This is a genomic window from Arthrobacter oryzae, from assembly GCF_031454875.1.
GTDB lineage: Bacteria > Actinomycetota > Actinomycetes > Actinomycetales > Micrococcaceae > Arthrobacter > Arthrobacter oryzae_D.
Genome location: NZ_JAVDRQ010000005.1, coordinates 346,028 through 360,208 on the forward strand (window position 1 = coordinate 346,028; position 14,181 = coordinate 360,208).

At 65.9% G+C, this 14,181-nt stretch carries 14 protein-coding genes; 11 read left to right on the forward strand and 3 right to left on the reverse strand.

The features are described 5' to 3' along the window. The first annotated feature begins 40 nt into the window (after positions 1-40). The 5 genes from leuD to J2805_RS11590 all read left to right on the forward strand — a co-directional run bounded on the left by leuD (position 41) and on the right by J2805_RS11590 (position 5,114). Entirely contained in the window at positions 41-643 is a 603-nt protein-coding gene (leuD, locus tag J2805_RS11570) for a 3-isopropylmalate dehydratase small subunit (protein ID WP_309976205.1), read from the forward strand. A gap of 188 nt (positions 644-831) precedes the next feature. Continuing rightward, entirely contained in the window at positions 832-2,157 is a 1,326-nt protein-coding gene (gene murA, locus J2805_RS11575) for a UDP-N-acetylglucosamine 1-carboxyvinyltransferase (protein WP_309976207.1), read from the forward strand. A gap of 10 nt (positions 2,158-2,167) precedes the next feature. Further along, complete coding sequence (locus J2805_RS11580; RefSeq protein ID WP_309976209.1) at positions 2,168-2,914, forward strand: lysophospholipid acyltransferase family protein; 747 nt, start codon at positions 2,168-2,170, stop codon at positions 2,912-2,914. Then, positions 2,911-3,963 (forward strand): NAD(P)H-dependent glycerol-3-phosphate dehydrogenase, encoded by a 1,053-nt coding sequence (locus J2805_RS11585; protein ID WP_309976211.1) that lies wholly within the window; start codon positions 2,911-2,913, stop codon positions 3,961-3,963. Before J2805_RS11580 ends, J2805_RS11585 begins: the two co-directional genes overlap by 4 nt. A gap of 2 nt (positions 3,964-3,965) precedes the next feature. Then, positions 3,966-5,114 (forward strand): D-alanine--D-alanine ligase family protein, encoded by a 1,149-nt coding sequence (locus J2805_RS11590; protein ID WP_309976213.1) that lies wholly within the window; start codon positions 3,966-3,968, stop codon positions 5,112-5,114. 110 nt (positions 5,115-5,224) lie between these two features. Here J2805_RS11590 and J2805_RS11595 read toward each other — a convergent pair whose 3' ends face one another. Further along, complete coding sequence (locus tag J2805_RS11595; protein ID WP_309976216.1) at positions 5,225-5,728, reverse strand: DUF3515 domain-containing protein; 504 nt, start codon at positions 5,726-5,728, stop codon at positions 5,225-5,227. A gap of 127 nt (positions 5,729-5,855) precedes the next feature. Between J2805_RS11595 and thiL the strand changes: the two genes are divergently transcribed. The 4 genes from thiL to rsmD are packed head-to-tail and all read left to right on the forward strand — an operon-like array spanning position 5,856 to position 10,783. Further along, on the forward strand, positions 5,856-6,881 hold the full coding sequence (gene thiL / locus J2805_RS11600) for a thiamine-phosphate kinase (RefSeq protein WP_309976218.1): 1,026 nt from the start codon (positions 5,856-5,858) through the stop codon (positions 6,879-6,881). A gap of 22 nt (positions 6,882-6,903) precedes the next feature. Further along, on the forward strand, positions 6,904-7,905 hold the full coding sequence (locus J2805_RS11605) for a DAK2 domain-containing protein (RefSeq protein ID WP_309976331.1): 1,002 nt from the start codon (positions 6,904-6,906) through the stop codon (positions 7,903-7,905). Next, positions 7,895-10,165 carry an ATP-dependent DNA helicase RecG gene (locus J2805_RS11610; RefSeq protein WP_309976220.1) on the forward strand — a complete coding sequence of 757 codons (2,271 nt, stop codon included), beginning with the start codon at positions 7,895-7,897 and terminating at the stop codon, positions 10,163-10,165. Before J2805_RS11605 ends, J2805_RS11610 begins: the two co-directional genes overlap by 11 nt. Before the next feature lie 39 nt (positions 10,166-10,204). Continuing rightward, positions 10,205-10,783, forward strand: a complete 579-nt coding sequence (gene rsmD, locus J2805_RS11615; RefSeq protein WP_309976222.1) for a 16S rRNA (guanine(966)-N(2))-methyltransferase RsmD — start codon at positions 10,205-10,207, stop codon at positions 10,781-10,783. A gap of 55 nt (positions 10,784-10,838) precedes the next feature. On the opposite strand, the gene J2805_RS11620 is transcribed toward rsmD, so the two are convergent. Together J2805_RS11620 and J2805_RS11625 are read right to left on the reverse strand one after the other, a co-directional pair. Next, positions 10,839-11,624 carry a spermidine synthase gene (locus J2805_RS11620; protein WP_309976224.1) on the reverse strand — a complete coding sequence of 262 codons (786 nt, stop codon included), beginning with the start codon at positions 11,622-11,624 and terminating at the stop codon, positions 10,839-10,841. A 2-nt stretch (positions 11,625-11,626) separates the two neighbouring features. Next, entirely contained in the window at positions 11,627-12,835 is a 1,209-nt protein-coding gene (locus tag J2805_RS11625; RefSeq protein ID WP_309976225.1) for an aminotransferase class I/II-fold pyridoxal phosphate-dependent enzyme, read from the reverse strand. A 141-nt stretch (positions 12,836-12,976) separates the two neighbouring features. Between J2805_RS11625 and coaD the strand changes: the two genes are divergently transcribed. Continuing rightward, on the forward strand, positions 12,977-13,477 hold the full coding sequence (coaD, locus tag J2805_RS11630) for a pantetheine-phosphate adenylyltransferase (RefSeq protein WP_309976227.1): 501 nt from the start codon (positions 12,977-12,979) through the stop codon (positions 13,475-13,477). A 175-nt stretch (positions 13,478-13,652) separates the two neighbouring features. Next, positions 13,653-14,177 carry a YceD family protein gene (locus J2805_RS11635; protein ID WP_309976229.1) on the forward strand — a complete coding sequence of 175 codons (525 nt, stop codon included), beginning with the start codon at positions 13,653-13,655 and terminating at the stop codon, positions 14,175-14,177. Positions 14,178-14,181: the final 4 nt, after the last annotated feature.

The window sequence follows — 14,181 nt, forward strand, 5'->3', positions numbered from 1 at the left end:
CCGTTTCGACGACGCAACGACCAGCACCGAAGGATCCGCCATGGAAAAGTTCAGCACCCACACCGGGATCGGCGTACCGCTGCGCCAGAGCAACGTGGACACCGACCAGATCATCCCCGCCGTTTACCTCAAGCGCATCACCCGTACCGGCTTCGAGGACGCCCTCTTCGCCGCCTGGCGCAAGGACCCGGCCTTCATCCTCAACCAGGAACCGTTCAACGCCGGCTCCGTGCTGGTTGCCGGCCCCGATTTCGGCACCGGGTCCTCCCGTGAGCACGCCGTCTGGGCATTGAAGGACTACGGCTTCAAGACCGTTCTGTCCTCCCGGTTCGCGGACATTTTCCGCGGCAACTCCGGCAAACAGGGGCTTTTGGCAGCGGAAGTGGCCCAGGATGACATCGAGCTCATCTGGAAGGTGCTGGAGAACGCCCCCGGCACCGAAGTGACGGTGGACCTCGTTTCGAAGACCGTGATCTGCGGCAACGTGGTGGCGCCGTTCGAGATTGACGACTACACGCGCTGGCGCCTCCTGGAGGGCCTGGACGACATCGGGCTGACCCTTCAGCACGAGGAAGACATCACCGCCTACGAGGCAACCAGGCCCGCATTCAAGCCGAAAACCCTCCCCGCGCGGCTGTCCTAGGCAGGGCGGTATTACCGGACGGACGCGTCACGCCACAGGCCCGCTCCCGGACGCTGTTGCGACCGCTCCCGGTCCTGTGCTGCACCTGCGGGGGGCGCGCCGTATTTCAGATCGGTAACGCAAGCTCCTATGCTTAGCTGGAGCCTTTCTAAGGATTTGGGGGCGAGTAGTCGTGAGGAAACCGGTAAATGAGTAGTGTTCTGACAATCCGCGGAGGCGTCCCGCTGACTGGCCGCGTCACCGTTCGCGGGGCCAAGAATCTTGTCCCCAAGGCCATGGTGGCTGCCCTTCTGGGCAACGAGCCGTCCGTGCTGCGCAACGTTCCTGAAATCAAGGACGTCGAGGTTGTCACCAGCCTGCTCCAGCTCCACGGCGTCACCGTGGAAAAGGACCCCGTCACCGGGGACCTCACCCTGGATCCGAAGGGCGCCAAGACCGCGTCCAGCACCGCCATTGACGCGCACGCCGGTGACTCCAGGATCCCGATCCTGCTGTGCGGTCCGCTGATCCACGCCATCGGTGAGGCCTTCATTCCTGACCTGGGCGGCTGCAAGATCGGCGACCGCCCCATTGACTACCACCTGAACGTCCTGCGTCAGTTCGGGGCCGTCGTCGAAAAGCGTCCGGGCGGCATCCACATTTCCGCACCCAAAGGCCTGCAGGGGGCCAAGATCTCCCTGCCGTACCCGTCAGTGGGTGCCACCGAGCAGGTCCTGCTCAGCGCCACCCGGGCCGAAGGCATCACCGAGCTCTCCGGTGCGGCCACGGAGCCGGAAATCATCGACCTCATTGCCGTGCTGCAGAAAATGGGCGCCATCATCAGCGTCCAGACTGACCGCACCATCCGGATCGAAGGCGTGAGGGACCTGGGCGGCTACAACCACCGCGCACTCTCGGACCGCAACGAATCCGCATCGTGGGCATCAGCGGCGCTGGTGACGCGCGGAGACATTTTTGTCGAGGGTGCGTCCCAGCGCGACATGATGACCTTCCTGAACACCTACCGCAAGGTGGGCGGCGGCATGGACATCGGCGAGGACGGCATCCGTTTCTACCACCGCGGCGGCAAACTGAACCCGCTCGTCCTGGAAACGGATGTGCACCCGGGATTCATGACCGACTGGCAGCAGCCGCTCGTTGTGGCCCTGACCCAGGCCGAGGGCGTCTCGATCGTCCACGAGACCGTCTACGAGAACCGTTTCGGCTTCACGGACGCGCTCCTCCGGATGGGTGCCAACATCCAGGTGCACCGGGAATGCCTCGGCAGTGTGCCGTGCCGCTTCGGCCAGCGCAACTTCCTTCACTCGGCCGTCATCTCAGGCCCCACGCAGCTCAAGGGCACCGATATCGACGTCCCGGACCTCCGGGGCGGCTTCAGCCACCTCATTGCCGCCCTGGCCGCCACCGGCACATCCAGGGTCACCGGAATCGACATCATCAACCGCGGCTACGAGCGCTTCACCGAGAAGCTCGCCGGCCTGGGCGCCGATTTCGACATCACCTCAGCCAAGTAACGGGGTTCCAGTGAAGGAAACGGCCAAGAGCCGCATCACCTTTGTCATCGTCGCCGGGATCGTCAGGCCCGTGATGAACCTGCTCATGAACAAGAAGTGGGAAGGGCTGGAAAAGCTTCCGGCAGGCGGCTTCATCGCTGCCCCCAACCACTGCACCGAGATCGACCCGCTGGTGATCGGCCACATGCTTTACAACCAGAAGCGGATGCCGCACTTCCTCGCCAAGGGCGGCCTCTTCAAAGTGCCGGTCGTCGGGGCCGTGCTGCGCGCCACCAAGCAGATCCCGGTGGAGCGTTCGACGGCGGGTGCCAACCGTTCGCTGAACGTCGCCAAGGAAGTGGTGGGCGAAGGCGGAGCGATCATCATCTACCCGGAAGGCACCCTGACCCGGGACCCGGAACTGTGGCCGATGAAGGGCCATACCGGCGCCGCCCGGATGGCGCTGGAAAGCGGTATTCCGGTTGTTCCCATGGCCCATTGGGGGGCCCACCAGGTCTTTCCCCGCTATGCCAAGCGCTTCCACGTGTTTCCCCGCCGGACATCCCGCGTTCTGGTGGGCGATCCCGTGGACCTCAGCGCTTTTGCGGGCCGGCCGCTAGACAAGGCGACGCTGACGGCGGCCACCGCCGTCATCATGGACGCCATCACCGGGCTGCTGGGAACGCTGCGGTCGGAGCAGCCTCCCGCCGAACGGTGGGACCCTGCCGCCCACAACCAGAGCAAACACGGACGCAACATCGAACGGGGCGGCAAATGACCCAGGAACAGGCCGCAGCGGGCTCAGCGAAATTGGTCGCCGTCCTCGGAGCCGGCTCCTGGGGCACCACTTTTGCCAAGATCCTCGCCGACGCCGCCACGGCATCCGGCGTTCAGCGGAACATCCGCCTCTGGGGCCGCCGCAGCGAAGTCGTTGAGCAGATCAACACCCGCCACCGCAACCCGCAGTACCTCAAGGAGATTGACCTCCCGCACAGCATCACCGCCTCCACCGACGTCGCGGACGTGCTGTCCGGTGCAGACCTTGTGGTTCTGGCCGTTCCCGCCCAGTCCCTTCGGCTGCAGCTGCGCGAGTGGCGGCACCTGATCTCTCCCGACGCCCTGGTGGTCTCGCTGATGAAGGGGCTGGAACTCAGTTCGGACGCCCGCATGAGCGAAGTCATCTGTGAGGAACTGGGAATCAAGGCGGACCGCGTTGCCGTGGTGTCCGGACCGAACCTTGCCATGGAAATTGCCCGGGAGGAACCGACGGCGTCGGTCGTGGCCTGCTCGGACGCCGAGGCGGCGTCATGGATTGCCCGCAGCTGCACCGCCCCGTACTTCCGCCCCTACACCAGCACCGACGTCGTCGGCGTTGAAATCGGCGGCATCGTCAAGAACGTCATTGCCCTGGCCGTAGGCATCTGCGAAGGCAAGCGGATGGGCGACAACACCAAGGCTTCGGTCATCACCCGCGGACTTGCGGAGACATCCCGGCTGGCGCTGGCCCTCGGAGGAGAGGCGCAGACCATGGCAGGCCTGGCCGGACTGGGGGACCTGGTGGCCACGTGCTCCTCGCCGCTGTCCCGCAACCACACCGCCGGACGACTCCTCGGCAAGGGGTTGACGCTCGAACAGGTGGCCGCGGAAATGACCCAGACGGCCGAAGGGATCAAGTCGGGCCAGGCCGTGCATGAACTTGCCGGAAAGCTTGGCGTCGACATGCCCATCACTGCGGCCGTCGTTGCCGTCCTGGCCGGAAAATTGTCCGTTGACGAACTGGGACCGCTGCTGCTGGCCCGGGACCTTAAATCCGAAGGCGATTACTAACTGTGTCGGAAGAACAATTGAACAAGAACACCGGTGCCGGCCACGCTAAACCACGCGTTGCCGTTTTGTTTGGGGGCCGCTCGAGTGAGCATGCCGTCAGTTGCGTGACCGCTGCGGGCGTGCTCGGCGCCATCGACTACGACAAGTACGATGTCATCCCCATCGGTATAGCCAAGACCGGGCAGTGGGTCCTCGCCTCGGGGGACACCCGGCAGTGGTCCCTCTCGGCCACCTCACTCCCTGAAGTGGCGCCGTCAGACCAGACAGTCACACTCGCGGAAATTGGCGGCGAACACCAGCTGATTGTCGCCTCCCCGAACGAAGTTCCGCAGGAGCTTGGCTCCGTGGACGTTGTCTTCCCCCTGCTCCATGGACCGTTCGGCGAGGACGGCACCATCCAGGGCTTGCTGGAACTCTCGGACACACGCTACGTGGGTGCCGGCGTTCTCGCGTCCGCGGTGGGCATGGACAAGCACTACATGAAGGTGGTCTTCGAAGCCGCCGGCCTGCAGGTGGGCCCCTACATCGCCGTGACCGACCGCCAGTGGATCACGGACCCCGAGTCAGTCCGCAAACGCGTTGACCTGCTGGGCTACCCCGTGTTCGTCAAGCCTGCCCGGGCGGGCTCTTCCATGGGAATCTCCAAGGTGGACTCCCTGGAAGGCCTGGACGCGGCCATCGAGGCTGCCCGTGAACATGACCTCAAACTCGTGATCGAAGCCGGAATCGTGGGCCGCGAAATCGAGTGCGCCGTCCTCGAAGGGCGCGGCACCGACAGCCCGCGGACCTCAATGCCGGGCGAGATTGCAGTGGCACCGGGCGAGCATGAGTTCTACGACTTCAATGCCAAATACGTGGAGGACGACGCCGCCTCGCTCAGTTGCCCGGCCGACATCCCCGAGGAAGCAATCGCCCGGGTCCGCGAGCTTGCCGCCGCGGCGTTCGATGCCGTGGGGGCGGAGGGCCTCAGCAGGGTGGACTTCTTCTACACTCCCGACGGTGAGCTGATCATCAACGAGATCAACACCATGCCCGGCTTCACACCCAAGAGCATGTATCCGCAGATGTGGGCCGCCTCCGGACTCAGTTATGCGGACCTGATCGACGAACTCATCTCTCTGGCGCTGCACCGCAAGACCGGGCTGCGCTAGTCCCCACCGGCACCCTAACCTCGCTCCGCTTCGGCCAGGGAACCCTGCCGGCGTGGGCCCACCGGCAGCACCCTAACCATGCTCCGCTTCGGCCAGGGAACCCTGCCGGGCTACTGACCGGTGGGCAGGTTCTGGAGTTCTTCCTGGCCCACGCAGTTCCTCGTGGCCTTGATCTTCCCGGCAGCGGCGGACAGTTCCGCCAGCACGGTCGCGGAACTGATCTGGTCCGGGTCCATGAGGATCTCCGTGGCCGGCTCGCGGCCGAATGTCGTCAGCGTCCACACGGGGTCGCCTTCCTTGATGACCCAGTCGATGCCGTTGACGCTGACGCAGCGGTCGGTGGTGGGGCCGGGTACGTTGACCCCGCAGCGCAGGATGACCTTGGACGGATCGCCCCAGGCCGCGGTTGCCTGGCTGTTGGTCTTGCGCAGCCCGGCATCACCCATGGTGTCCGGAAGTGCAACCATCATGGGGGCGCAGGCGGGATTGGCCGCATCCTTGGCCGGCGATACATCCACCGCTGGGGCGCAGGCGCTGAGGGCAAGCACCACGGCCGCCGCCGTTGCCGGCAGTCGAAGCGAACTGATGGAAGCCGGGGAGCGGAACTGGTGCATGTTTTAAGCCTATCCCGCGCCGGCGTGCCGGACGGACGCTGACCGGACCGTCGGCGTCGGCCGGATGCCGGCGGGTCAGCGCGGGGTCCGGGGAACGGATGTCGGTCCCTGACTGTAGCGTAGTGCTGTGCCTGAAACTCACCTTACTGTCGCCGGACTTTCCGAGTCCGAGCTCCTGGCCAGGATCTTTCCGCGCCTCAACAGCGGACCCGCAAAGGGCTCGGCGCTCCTGCTTGGGCCCGGGGACGATGCCGCCATTGTGGCCGCCCCGGACGGGAGGACGGTGGTGAGCATCGACACGCAGGTGCAGGACCAGGATTTCCGGCTGGTGTGGCGCAATGGTTACCGGACCACCGGTTTCGACGTCGGCTGGAAGGCCGCGGCACAGAACCTCAGCGACATCAACGCCATGGGCGCGCGGTCCACGTCGATGGTGGTGAGCCTGACCCTGCCGCCGGAAACGGCGGTCTCCTGGGTGGAGGACTTCGCGGACGGCCTTTCCCACGCCATCCGCGACCTCGGCGCTGCCGGCTGTTCGGTTGCCGGCGGGGACCTGGGCCGGGGCCGGGAACTGTCCGTTACCGTGGCCATCCTGGGAACGCTGGACGGCCGGGAAGCGGTACTGCGGTCCGGTGCCCGCCCGGGCCATACCGTGGCCCTGGCCGGAACGGTGGGGCAGGCAGCGGCCGGCCTTGCCCTGCTCGAAGCCGGGCCGGGCGTCAACCTTCTGACGCCTGAGCAGCGCACCATCATGGACAGGCAATGCCGCCCTCTTCCGCCACTGGCTGCAGGGCCGTCAGCGCTCGCGGCCGGAGCCTCGGCAATGATGGATATTTCCGACGGACTGATCCGTGACGGCAGCCGCCTGGCCGCGGCGAGCGGCGTCGTCCTGGACCTGGATCCGGCTGTGCTGAAGCATCTCACCGGGCCTTTGTCTGCAGCTGCCGACGCCGTGGGCGGGGATGCCATGGAATGGGTGCTCGGCGGCGGGGAAGATCATGGACTCCTCGCCACATTTCCCGCGGACGTACAGCTGCCTCCGGGTTTCGCTGCGATAGGCTCAGTAGAAGCCCTTGCACCGATGGAAAGCACTGGCGTCAAGATAGCGGGCCGGCCCGCGGACACTGTGGGATGGGATCACTTTGCAGACTAAGATTGCCGCCAACGCGCAAGCGATGAAGCGGTGGTTGGGCAAGGCCGAAACAGCGCTCGGGAACCACAGCGACCGGCTCAACGCGATAAACATCTTTCCGGTGGCCGACGGCGATACCGGCACCAACCTGTACCTGACGGTCCGTGCCGCTGCGCAGGCCCTCAGCAGCCCGGCAGCACCGCAGGACCCCGGGACGGCGAACCGGTCCGCCGGCAGCCACAGCCAGCAGGACGTCGGGGCAGTGCTTGCCCGGGCCGGCCAGGCGGCCATGGAACAGGCTCGCGGCAACTCCGGAACCTTGTTTTCGGTGTTTTTGTGCGCCGCTGCCGAACCTTTGGCCGGCCATACCCGCCTCAGCTCGCCGCTGCTGGCGGCTGCACTGAACCGGGCCCAGATCCGGGCCTGGTCCGCCCTGAGCGACCCCGTTCCGGGGACCATGCTCTCCGTCATGGAGGCGGCTGCGCGGGCCGCAGCGGCGGTGGACGCCGACCAGAACGGCGACGACAGCAACCACGCACTGGGCCTCGCCCTGGACGCAGCTGTTGAGGCGGCGCTCGAAGCAGTGGTCCGGACTGAGGACCAGCTGGCTGCCCTGCACGAAGCCCATGTGGTTGACGCGGGTGGGGTGGGGATGCTGCTGATCCTGGACTGCCTGCGCTCGGCAGTGCTGGGTGAAGAACTCCAAAGCGAACTGCTGGACGGTCTGCACGGCTACGACGTCCAGGACCCGCATATCCATACCAGCATGCCCGACGACGACGGCGTGGAAGTCATGTGCACCATCAGCCTGTCGCCCCTGGACGCGGCCACGCTGCGCCAACGGCTGGACGAAATGGGGGATTCGGTGATCATGAGCCAGGTGGGCGGCGCCATGGACTCCGACGGAAAATACCGCTGGCGCGTGCACGTCCACGTTCCTGCCCCCGAACCGGCAGTGGCACTGATCGGTTCGCTCGGGGAACCCACGGAAATTTCGGTCAGCCAGCTCGCCCTGCCGCGGGACCCCAACGGACATGAACACTGAGCTCGAACTCGGCCTGGAACGGCGCATCGGCAAACGGTCCGCGGCCGTCATCGAGAAACACCTGGGCATCACCACCGTGGGCGGGCTGCTTAACTACTTTCCACGCCGCTACCTCAACCGCGGTGAGCTGACCCCGATCAGCGAGGTTCCGCTGGATGAAGAGGTCACGCTCATCGCGCGCGTCGTCTCCAACAGCACCCGGGCCATGCGGGCGCGCCGCGGCACGCTCACCGACGTCGTCATTACGGATGATTCCGGGACGAACCACAACAGCCAGGGGCACGTCGGCAGGCTTCCCGGGGCCGGCGTCCCGGGCACCCTGAAGGTGAGCTTCTTCAATGGCTATCGCGCCAAGGCGGAGCTGCTCCCGGGGCGGCGGGCCCTGTTCTCCGGCAAGGTCACACGGTACGCCGGCAGCCTGAGCCTCACCAACCCCGACTTCCAGCTGCTCGACGAGGACCCGGACACCCCGGGCATGGACCCGGAGAAGCTCGCCGCCATGCCCATCCCGATCTACCCGGCAACGGCCAAACTCACCAGCTGGTCCATCCAGAAAGTGATCTCCACCCTCCTGGACACGGCCGACCTGGACGCCCTGGCTGATCCTCTGCCGCCCGAGGTCGCGTCACGGGAAAAGTTCCTGCCGGCGGCAGAGGCGTACCGGCTGATCCACTCCCCGGAGGTGCCCGGCGACTGGCAGCGGGCCAGGGACCGCTTCCGGTACCAGGAAGCCCTGGTCCTGCAGTCAGCCCTCGCGCGGCGCCGCGCCCAGCTGGCCGCCGAGGAGGCCACGGCCCGCAGGCCCGTGACAGCCGGCATCCTGGCCGCGTTCGACCGTCAGCTGCCTTTCACGCTCACCGCCGGCCAGTCTGCCGTCGGAAAAACACTCGCGGAGGAGCTGTCGCAGGACAGCCCCATGAACCGGCTCCTCCAGGGCGAGGTGGGGTCAGGCAAGACCATCGTTGCCCTGCGCGCCATACTCCAGGTGGTTGACGCCGGGGGACAGGCCGCGCTGCTGGCGCCAACCGAGGTCCTGGCAGCCCAGCACTTCGAATCCATCCGCCGGACGCTGGGGCCGCTGTCGCGCGACGGCCTGCTGGGCGGATTGGGTCCCGATTCCGTGCAGGTCACATTGCTTACCGGCTCCATGCCCACTGCAGCCCGCAAGCAGGCCATGCTGGACGCAGCCTCAGGCACCGCCGGGATCGTGATCGGGACGCACGCGCTACTCAGCGACAACGTCTCGTTCTACGACCTCGGGCTGATCGTCGTGGATGAACAGCACCGCTTCGGAGTTGAGCAACGCGATGCCCTACGCGCGAAAGCGAGCAAACCGCCGCACCTGCTGGTCATGACCGCCACGCCCATTCCCAGGACCGTGGCCATGACCGTGTTCGGCGACCTGGAAACCTCGGTGCTGGACGAGCTCCCGGCGGGCCGGGCCCCCATTTCCACGCACGTCGTTGGCCTGGCCGAAAATCCCGGCTGGGCCGGACGCATCTGGTCCCGGTCCCGGGAGGAGATCGACGCCGGACACCAGGTTTATGTGGTGTGTCCCAAGATCGGCGAGGACGACGACGGCGACTTCAGTCCCGGGGAAGCGGAGCCGTCCGCCGCCGAGCTGGAAGGTGACGGACCGGCCCGCGAGCTCGCGTCAGTCACGGCCGTCGTCGAACACCTCAACGATGAACCCGCGCTGGCCGGCGTTTCTTTGGCACCGCTGCACGGCAGGCAGGATCCTGTCCTGAAGTCAGCAACCATGGCATCCTTCACGGCCAATGAGACCAAGTTGCTGGTGTCCACAACTGTGATCGAGGTGGGCGTCGACGTGCACAACGCCACGCTCATGGTGATCCTGGATGCCGACAGGTTCGGCATTTCGCAGCTGCACCAGCTTCGGGGACGGGTGGGCCGCGGCGGCCTGCCCGGTACCTGCCTCCTGGTCACCACGCTGGAACCCGGCCACCCCAGCCGCCGCAGGCTGGACGCGGTGGCGGCCACGACGGACGGATTCGAGCTGTCACAGGAGGACCTGAAGCTGCGCCGTGAAGGCGACATCCTGGGGGCATCACAGTCCGGCGGACGGTCCGCGCTCAAACTGCTGCGTGTCCTGGAGCATGAGGCCGTCATCTCGAAGGCGCGCCAGGATGCGCAGCGGATCGTGGCCCGGGATCCCGGCCTGGCCGAGCATTCTGCACTCGCGGAGGCAATAGAAGAGTATTTGAACCCCGAAAAGGAGGCGTTCCTTGAGCGTGGCTAGGAGTTGGCGCATGGCTGCAAGCAGCGGGACGGTGCAGGCATGAGCCGCATCATTGCCGGCGCCGGAGGCGGGATTCCGCTGGTCAGCGTACCGGGGTCCATGACCCGTCCCACTACGGACCGCGTCAAGGAAGCCCTCTTCTCACGGCTTGAGGCGTTCAACGTGGTGGCCGGTGCCCGGGTTCTTGACCTTTACGCGGGATCCGGTTCCCTGGGCGTGGAAAGCGCCAGCCGCGGGGCGGAAACCGTCGACCTGGTGGAATTCGACGGCAAGGCCAGCGAGGTTTGCCAGCGTAATGCGGACCTTGTCAACGGGGCAGTTGGCCGCAAGGCCGTATCCGTGCACCGGTCCCGGGTGGAGTCCTTCCTGGAACGGACCGTGCAGGGCACGCTGTGGGACCTCGTGTTCCTGGACCCGCCGTATCCGCTGGATGAGCCCGCGATGGGTGCGGTGCTGGAAGAGCTGTCGCCTTACCTGGCGGAGAGCGCCGTCGTGGTGGTGGAGCGTTCCTCCCGCAGCCCGGAGCCGTCGTGGCCGGCATCGCTGGAGCGGTTCGCCGAGAAGAAATACGGCGAGACCAAGCTGTGGTTCGCTGAACCCGTGGGAGGCGGCAGCTGACAAGCCGCAACCCGGTCGCGGTCCTGCTGCGGCCGCGGCGAAGGCTGAGCCCGTCCTAGTCCGACAACGCCTCGAGGTCCACACCGGCGAGCACTCTCGCCGGGTGCGGGCCTCGGGCGGTCAGCACGTCAGTCCATTCTGAAGGCCACGGCCCCTGGGTGCCGGTGAGGATGATGTTGCCGGGATAGCGGCCGGCGAACATCCCGGCTTCGGCGAACGCGGACACCCCGCTCATGGCCCGCCGCAGCGCTGCCACCTGGCTTCGGACCAGCGTCAGCCCGGGTTCGTCGCCCACGTTTACTATCAGCACGCCACGCGGTGTCAGCTTCGCCGCCGCTTCAGCGTAGAACTCGGTGCAGGCGATATGCTCCGGCGCCTCCGGTCCGGAAAAGATGTCGAGGATGACGACGTCGAAACGCAGTTCCGCGGGCAGTTCCGCCAGCGCGTCGCGGGCGTCGCCGATCACCGTGTGCAGCACCGTTCCGTCGGGCATCGGCAGCTGCTGCAGGACGAAGTCAAGCAGCTCACGCTCAAGCTCGACGGCGTACTGCACGGATCCCGGACGTGTCGCCTGGATGTAGCGTGCCAGCGTGAGCGCCCCGGCCCCAAGATGCAGGGCGCTGACGGGCTCCCCGGCAGGGGCGGCCAGATCCACGATGTGCCCGATCCGGCGGAGGTACTCGTAGAATATTTCGCCCGGCTCAGCGAGGTTCACGTGGGACTGCTCCGCCCCGCCGATGCTGAGAACGTAGGCTCCCTCGGTAAAGGCATCCGGCTCGATGGCTGCATGCTGGCCGGTTGTCCGGAGATAGCGGGACGCTGCCGCAGGCCGGGCCGCCATGGTCAGAGCCTGTCGCGAAGCGTCGCGAGCCTGGCGGCGGCTTCTTCGAGGACTGAGGTCTTCTTGCAGAAGGCAAAGCGGAGCAGGCTGCGGGTCCGCTCGGCGCCCTCGGGGTGGCAGAAAACGGGCACCGGGATGGCGGCGACCCCCACGAGCTCCGGAAGCCTCCGGGCCAGGTCAACGGAGTCGGAGATCCCCAGAGGTGCCGTGTCCACATTCACGAAGTACGTACCCTGCGGTGTGAAGACGTCCAGGCCGGCGGCCTTCAGCCCCTCACTGAGGATGTCGCGCTTGTGCCGGAGGGTCTCGGAAATTCCGGTGTAGAAATCGTCAGGAAGGCCAAGACCAACAGCGATGGCGCCCTGGAACGGCGTGCCGGAGCTGTAGCTCAGGAACTGCTTTACTGTCCGGATGGCGGCCACCAGGTGTTCGGGCCCGCTCAGCCAGCCGATCTTCCAGCCTGTAAACGAGAATGTTTTCCCCGCTGAGGAAATGGTGACGGTCCTGCCGGCGGCACCGGGGAGGGAAGCCACGGGGATGTGCCGTTCGCCGAACGTCAGGTGCTCGTAGACCTCATCCGTGATGATCACTGCGTCGTGCCGGGAGGCAAGTTCGACGACGCGCTGAAGCACCTCGCGCGGGAAGACGGCGCCGGTGGGGTTGTGCGGATTGTTGATGAGCACCACCTTGGTGCGGCCGCTGAAGGCGGCTTCCAGCGCCGCCATGTCCGGCATGAAGTCCGGAGCGAGCAGGGGCGCCGTCACATGCGTGGCCCCCGCCAGTCCGATCATGGCGCCGTAGGAGTCGTAGAACGGTTCGAAGGTGAGCACTTCGTCACCGGGTTCCACGAGTGCCAGCAGTGAAGCTGCAATGGCTTCGGTGGCGCCGGTGGTGACGATGATCTCTGCCTCCGGGTCCGGCGTCAGCCCGTAGAACCGGTCCTGGTGCGCCGCGATGGCCTCCCGCAGGGGAAGGATTCCCTTGCCCGGTGCATATTGGTTGGCGCCGGCGGCAATTGCAGCCTGCGCAGCAGCCTTGATCTCTGCCGGGCCGTCCTCATCCGGGAAACCCTGTCCCAGGTTGATGGCACCGGTCCGTACCGCGAGGGTGGTCATTTCCTCGAAGATTGTGACGCCGAGGTTACCGTTGGCTGCCAGCAGGTTGGCTCCTGCTGCCGCCCGCTGCCAGGGTGCCGGAACTGATGTGGTCACTGTCTGCCTGCCTGTCGGTTGGTTACGGCGTTCGCTGCCCGCGCTGTGACAAGAACTGCGCCCACTGCAGCGGTGCACGGAATGTTCGACTCGGGCATCCAGTCATGTTATCCCGGCCCGCGGATGCGGTAGGTTCGGAATATGAGACGCGCCGTATGCCCAGGCTCCTTCGACCCGATCCACAACGGCCACCTGGAAGTCATCGCCAGGGCCGCGGGCCTCTTTGACGAAGTCATCGTGGCCGTGTCAACCAACTACGCCAAGAAGTACCGCTTCCCGCTGGAAGAGCGGATCGACATGGCCCGCGAGACCTTGGCGTCGCTGCGCGGCATCGTGGTGGAGCCGGTAGGGGAGGGGCTCCTGGCCGAATACTGCAGGCAGCGGGGTGTATCCGCCATTGTGAAGGGCCTCCGCTCCTCGTCCGACTTCGACTATGAGCTCCCGATGGCAACCATGAACCGGCAGCTCAGCGGAGTGGAAACGGTGTTCCTTCCCACCGAGGGCCACTACCTCCACCTGTCGTCAACGCTTATCAAGGAAGTCTTCACGTTGGGCGGCAGTGTGTCCGACTATGTGCCCAGGTCCGTGCTGAAACGGCTTCTAGCGGGCGAGTCGTCTTCGGACCAGCCCGGCAGAGGGTAGGCTTGACCAGTACGCAACGGCCTCTGCCGGTTCTGCGACCCATTCCCTGCCTGTCCCGCGGTGTTCGACTGTGCGGCGTCCGCCCGGTTTGAGTCCGCCCGGGAGATCAGGCTAAGATAGTACGTCGGTCATATGTTCAACAGGAGTTCTCATTAAACGAGATGCTAGTTCGCCCTTGGCGTTCGACGTCAAGGACCTCGGACGCAGTCCGGGGAGCATGCGGACGCTGACGGAACATGTACCTGCACCAAGGGATCTTGGTGTGGCGCTCATTGGCGTGCAGGAAGGCTCGGACATCGAGCTGGATCTGCGGCTGGAGGCCGTACACGAAGGAATTCTGGTATCAGGAACCGTTCTCGTCGGAGTAACCGGCGAGTGCGGCCGATGCCTGGATCCCCTTGCGTATGACCTTGAGGTCAATGTGCAAGAACTTTTCTTCTACGAGGGCGCCCAGTTCTCCGCTGAAGAAGACGAAGAAGAGCAATATCGAATCGAGCACGATTTAATCGATCTTGAGCCGGTGTTGCGGGACGCGGTTGTAACCATGCTGCCGTTCCAGCCGGTGTGCCGGGAAGACTGCCAGGGCCTTTGTTCCGAATGCGGAATACGCCTGGAAGACGAGCCGGGGCATCACCACGAGGTCGTAGATCCTCGCTGGGCCGCCCTAGCTGACTTGGCTAAGCCTGACCGGCAAAATTGATTTG

Coding starts and splice junctions, on each gene's coding strand:
- leuD (WP_309976205.1), top strand. CDS start 41: ATGGAAAAGTTCAGCACCCACACCGGGATCGGCGTACCGCTGCGCCAG.
- murA (WP_309976207.1), top strand. CDS start 832: ATGAGTAGTGTTCTGACAATCCGCGGAGGCGTCCCGCTGACTGGCCGC.
- J2805_RS11585 (WP_309976211.1), top strand. CDS start 2,911: ATGACCCAGGAACAGGCCGCAGCGGGCTCAGCGAAATTGGTCGCCGTC.
- J2805_RS11595 (WP_309976216.1), bottom strand. CDS start 5,728: ATGCACCAGTTCCGCTCCCCGGCTTCCATCAGTTCGCTTCGACTGCCG.
- J2805_RS11605 (WP_309976331.1), top strand. CDS start 6,904: ATGAAGCGGTGGTTGGGCAAGGCCGAAACAGCGCTCGGGAACCACAGC.
- J2805_RS11610 (WP_309976220.1), top strand. CDS start 7,895: ATGAACACTGAGCTCGAACTCGGCCTGGAACGGCGCATCGGCAAACGG.
- rsmD (WP_309976222.1), top strand. CDS start 10,205: ATGAGCCGCATCATTGCCGGCGCCGGAGGCGGGATTCCGCTGGTCAGC.
- J2805_RS11620 (WP_309976224.1), bottom strand. CDS start 11,624: ATGGCGGCCCGGCCTGCGGCAGCGTCCCGCTATCTCCGGACAACCGGC.
- coaD (WP_309976227.1), top strand. CDS start 12,977: ATGAGACGCGCCGTATGCCCAGGCTCCTTCGACCCGATCCACAACGGC.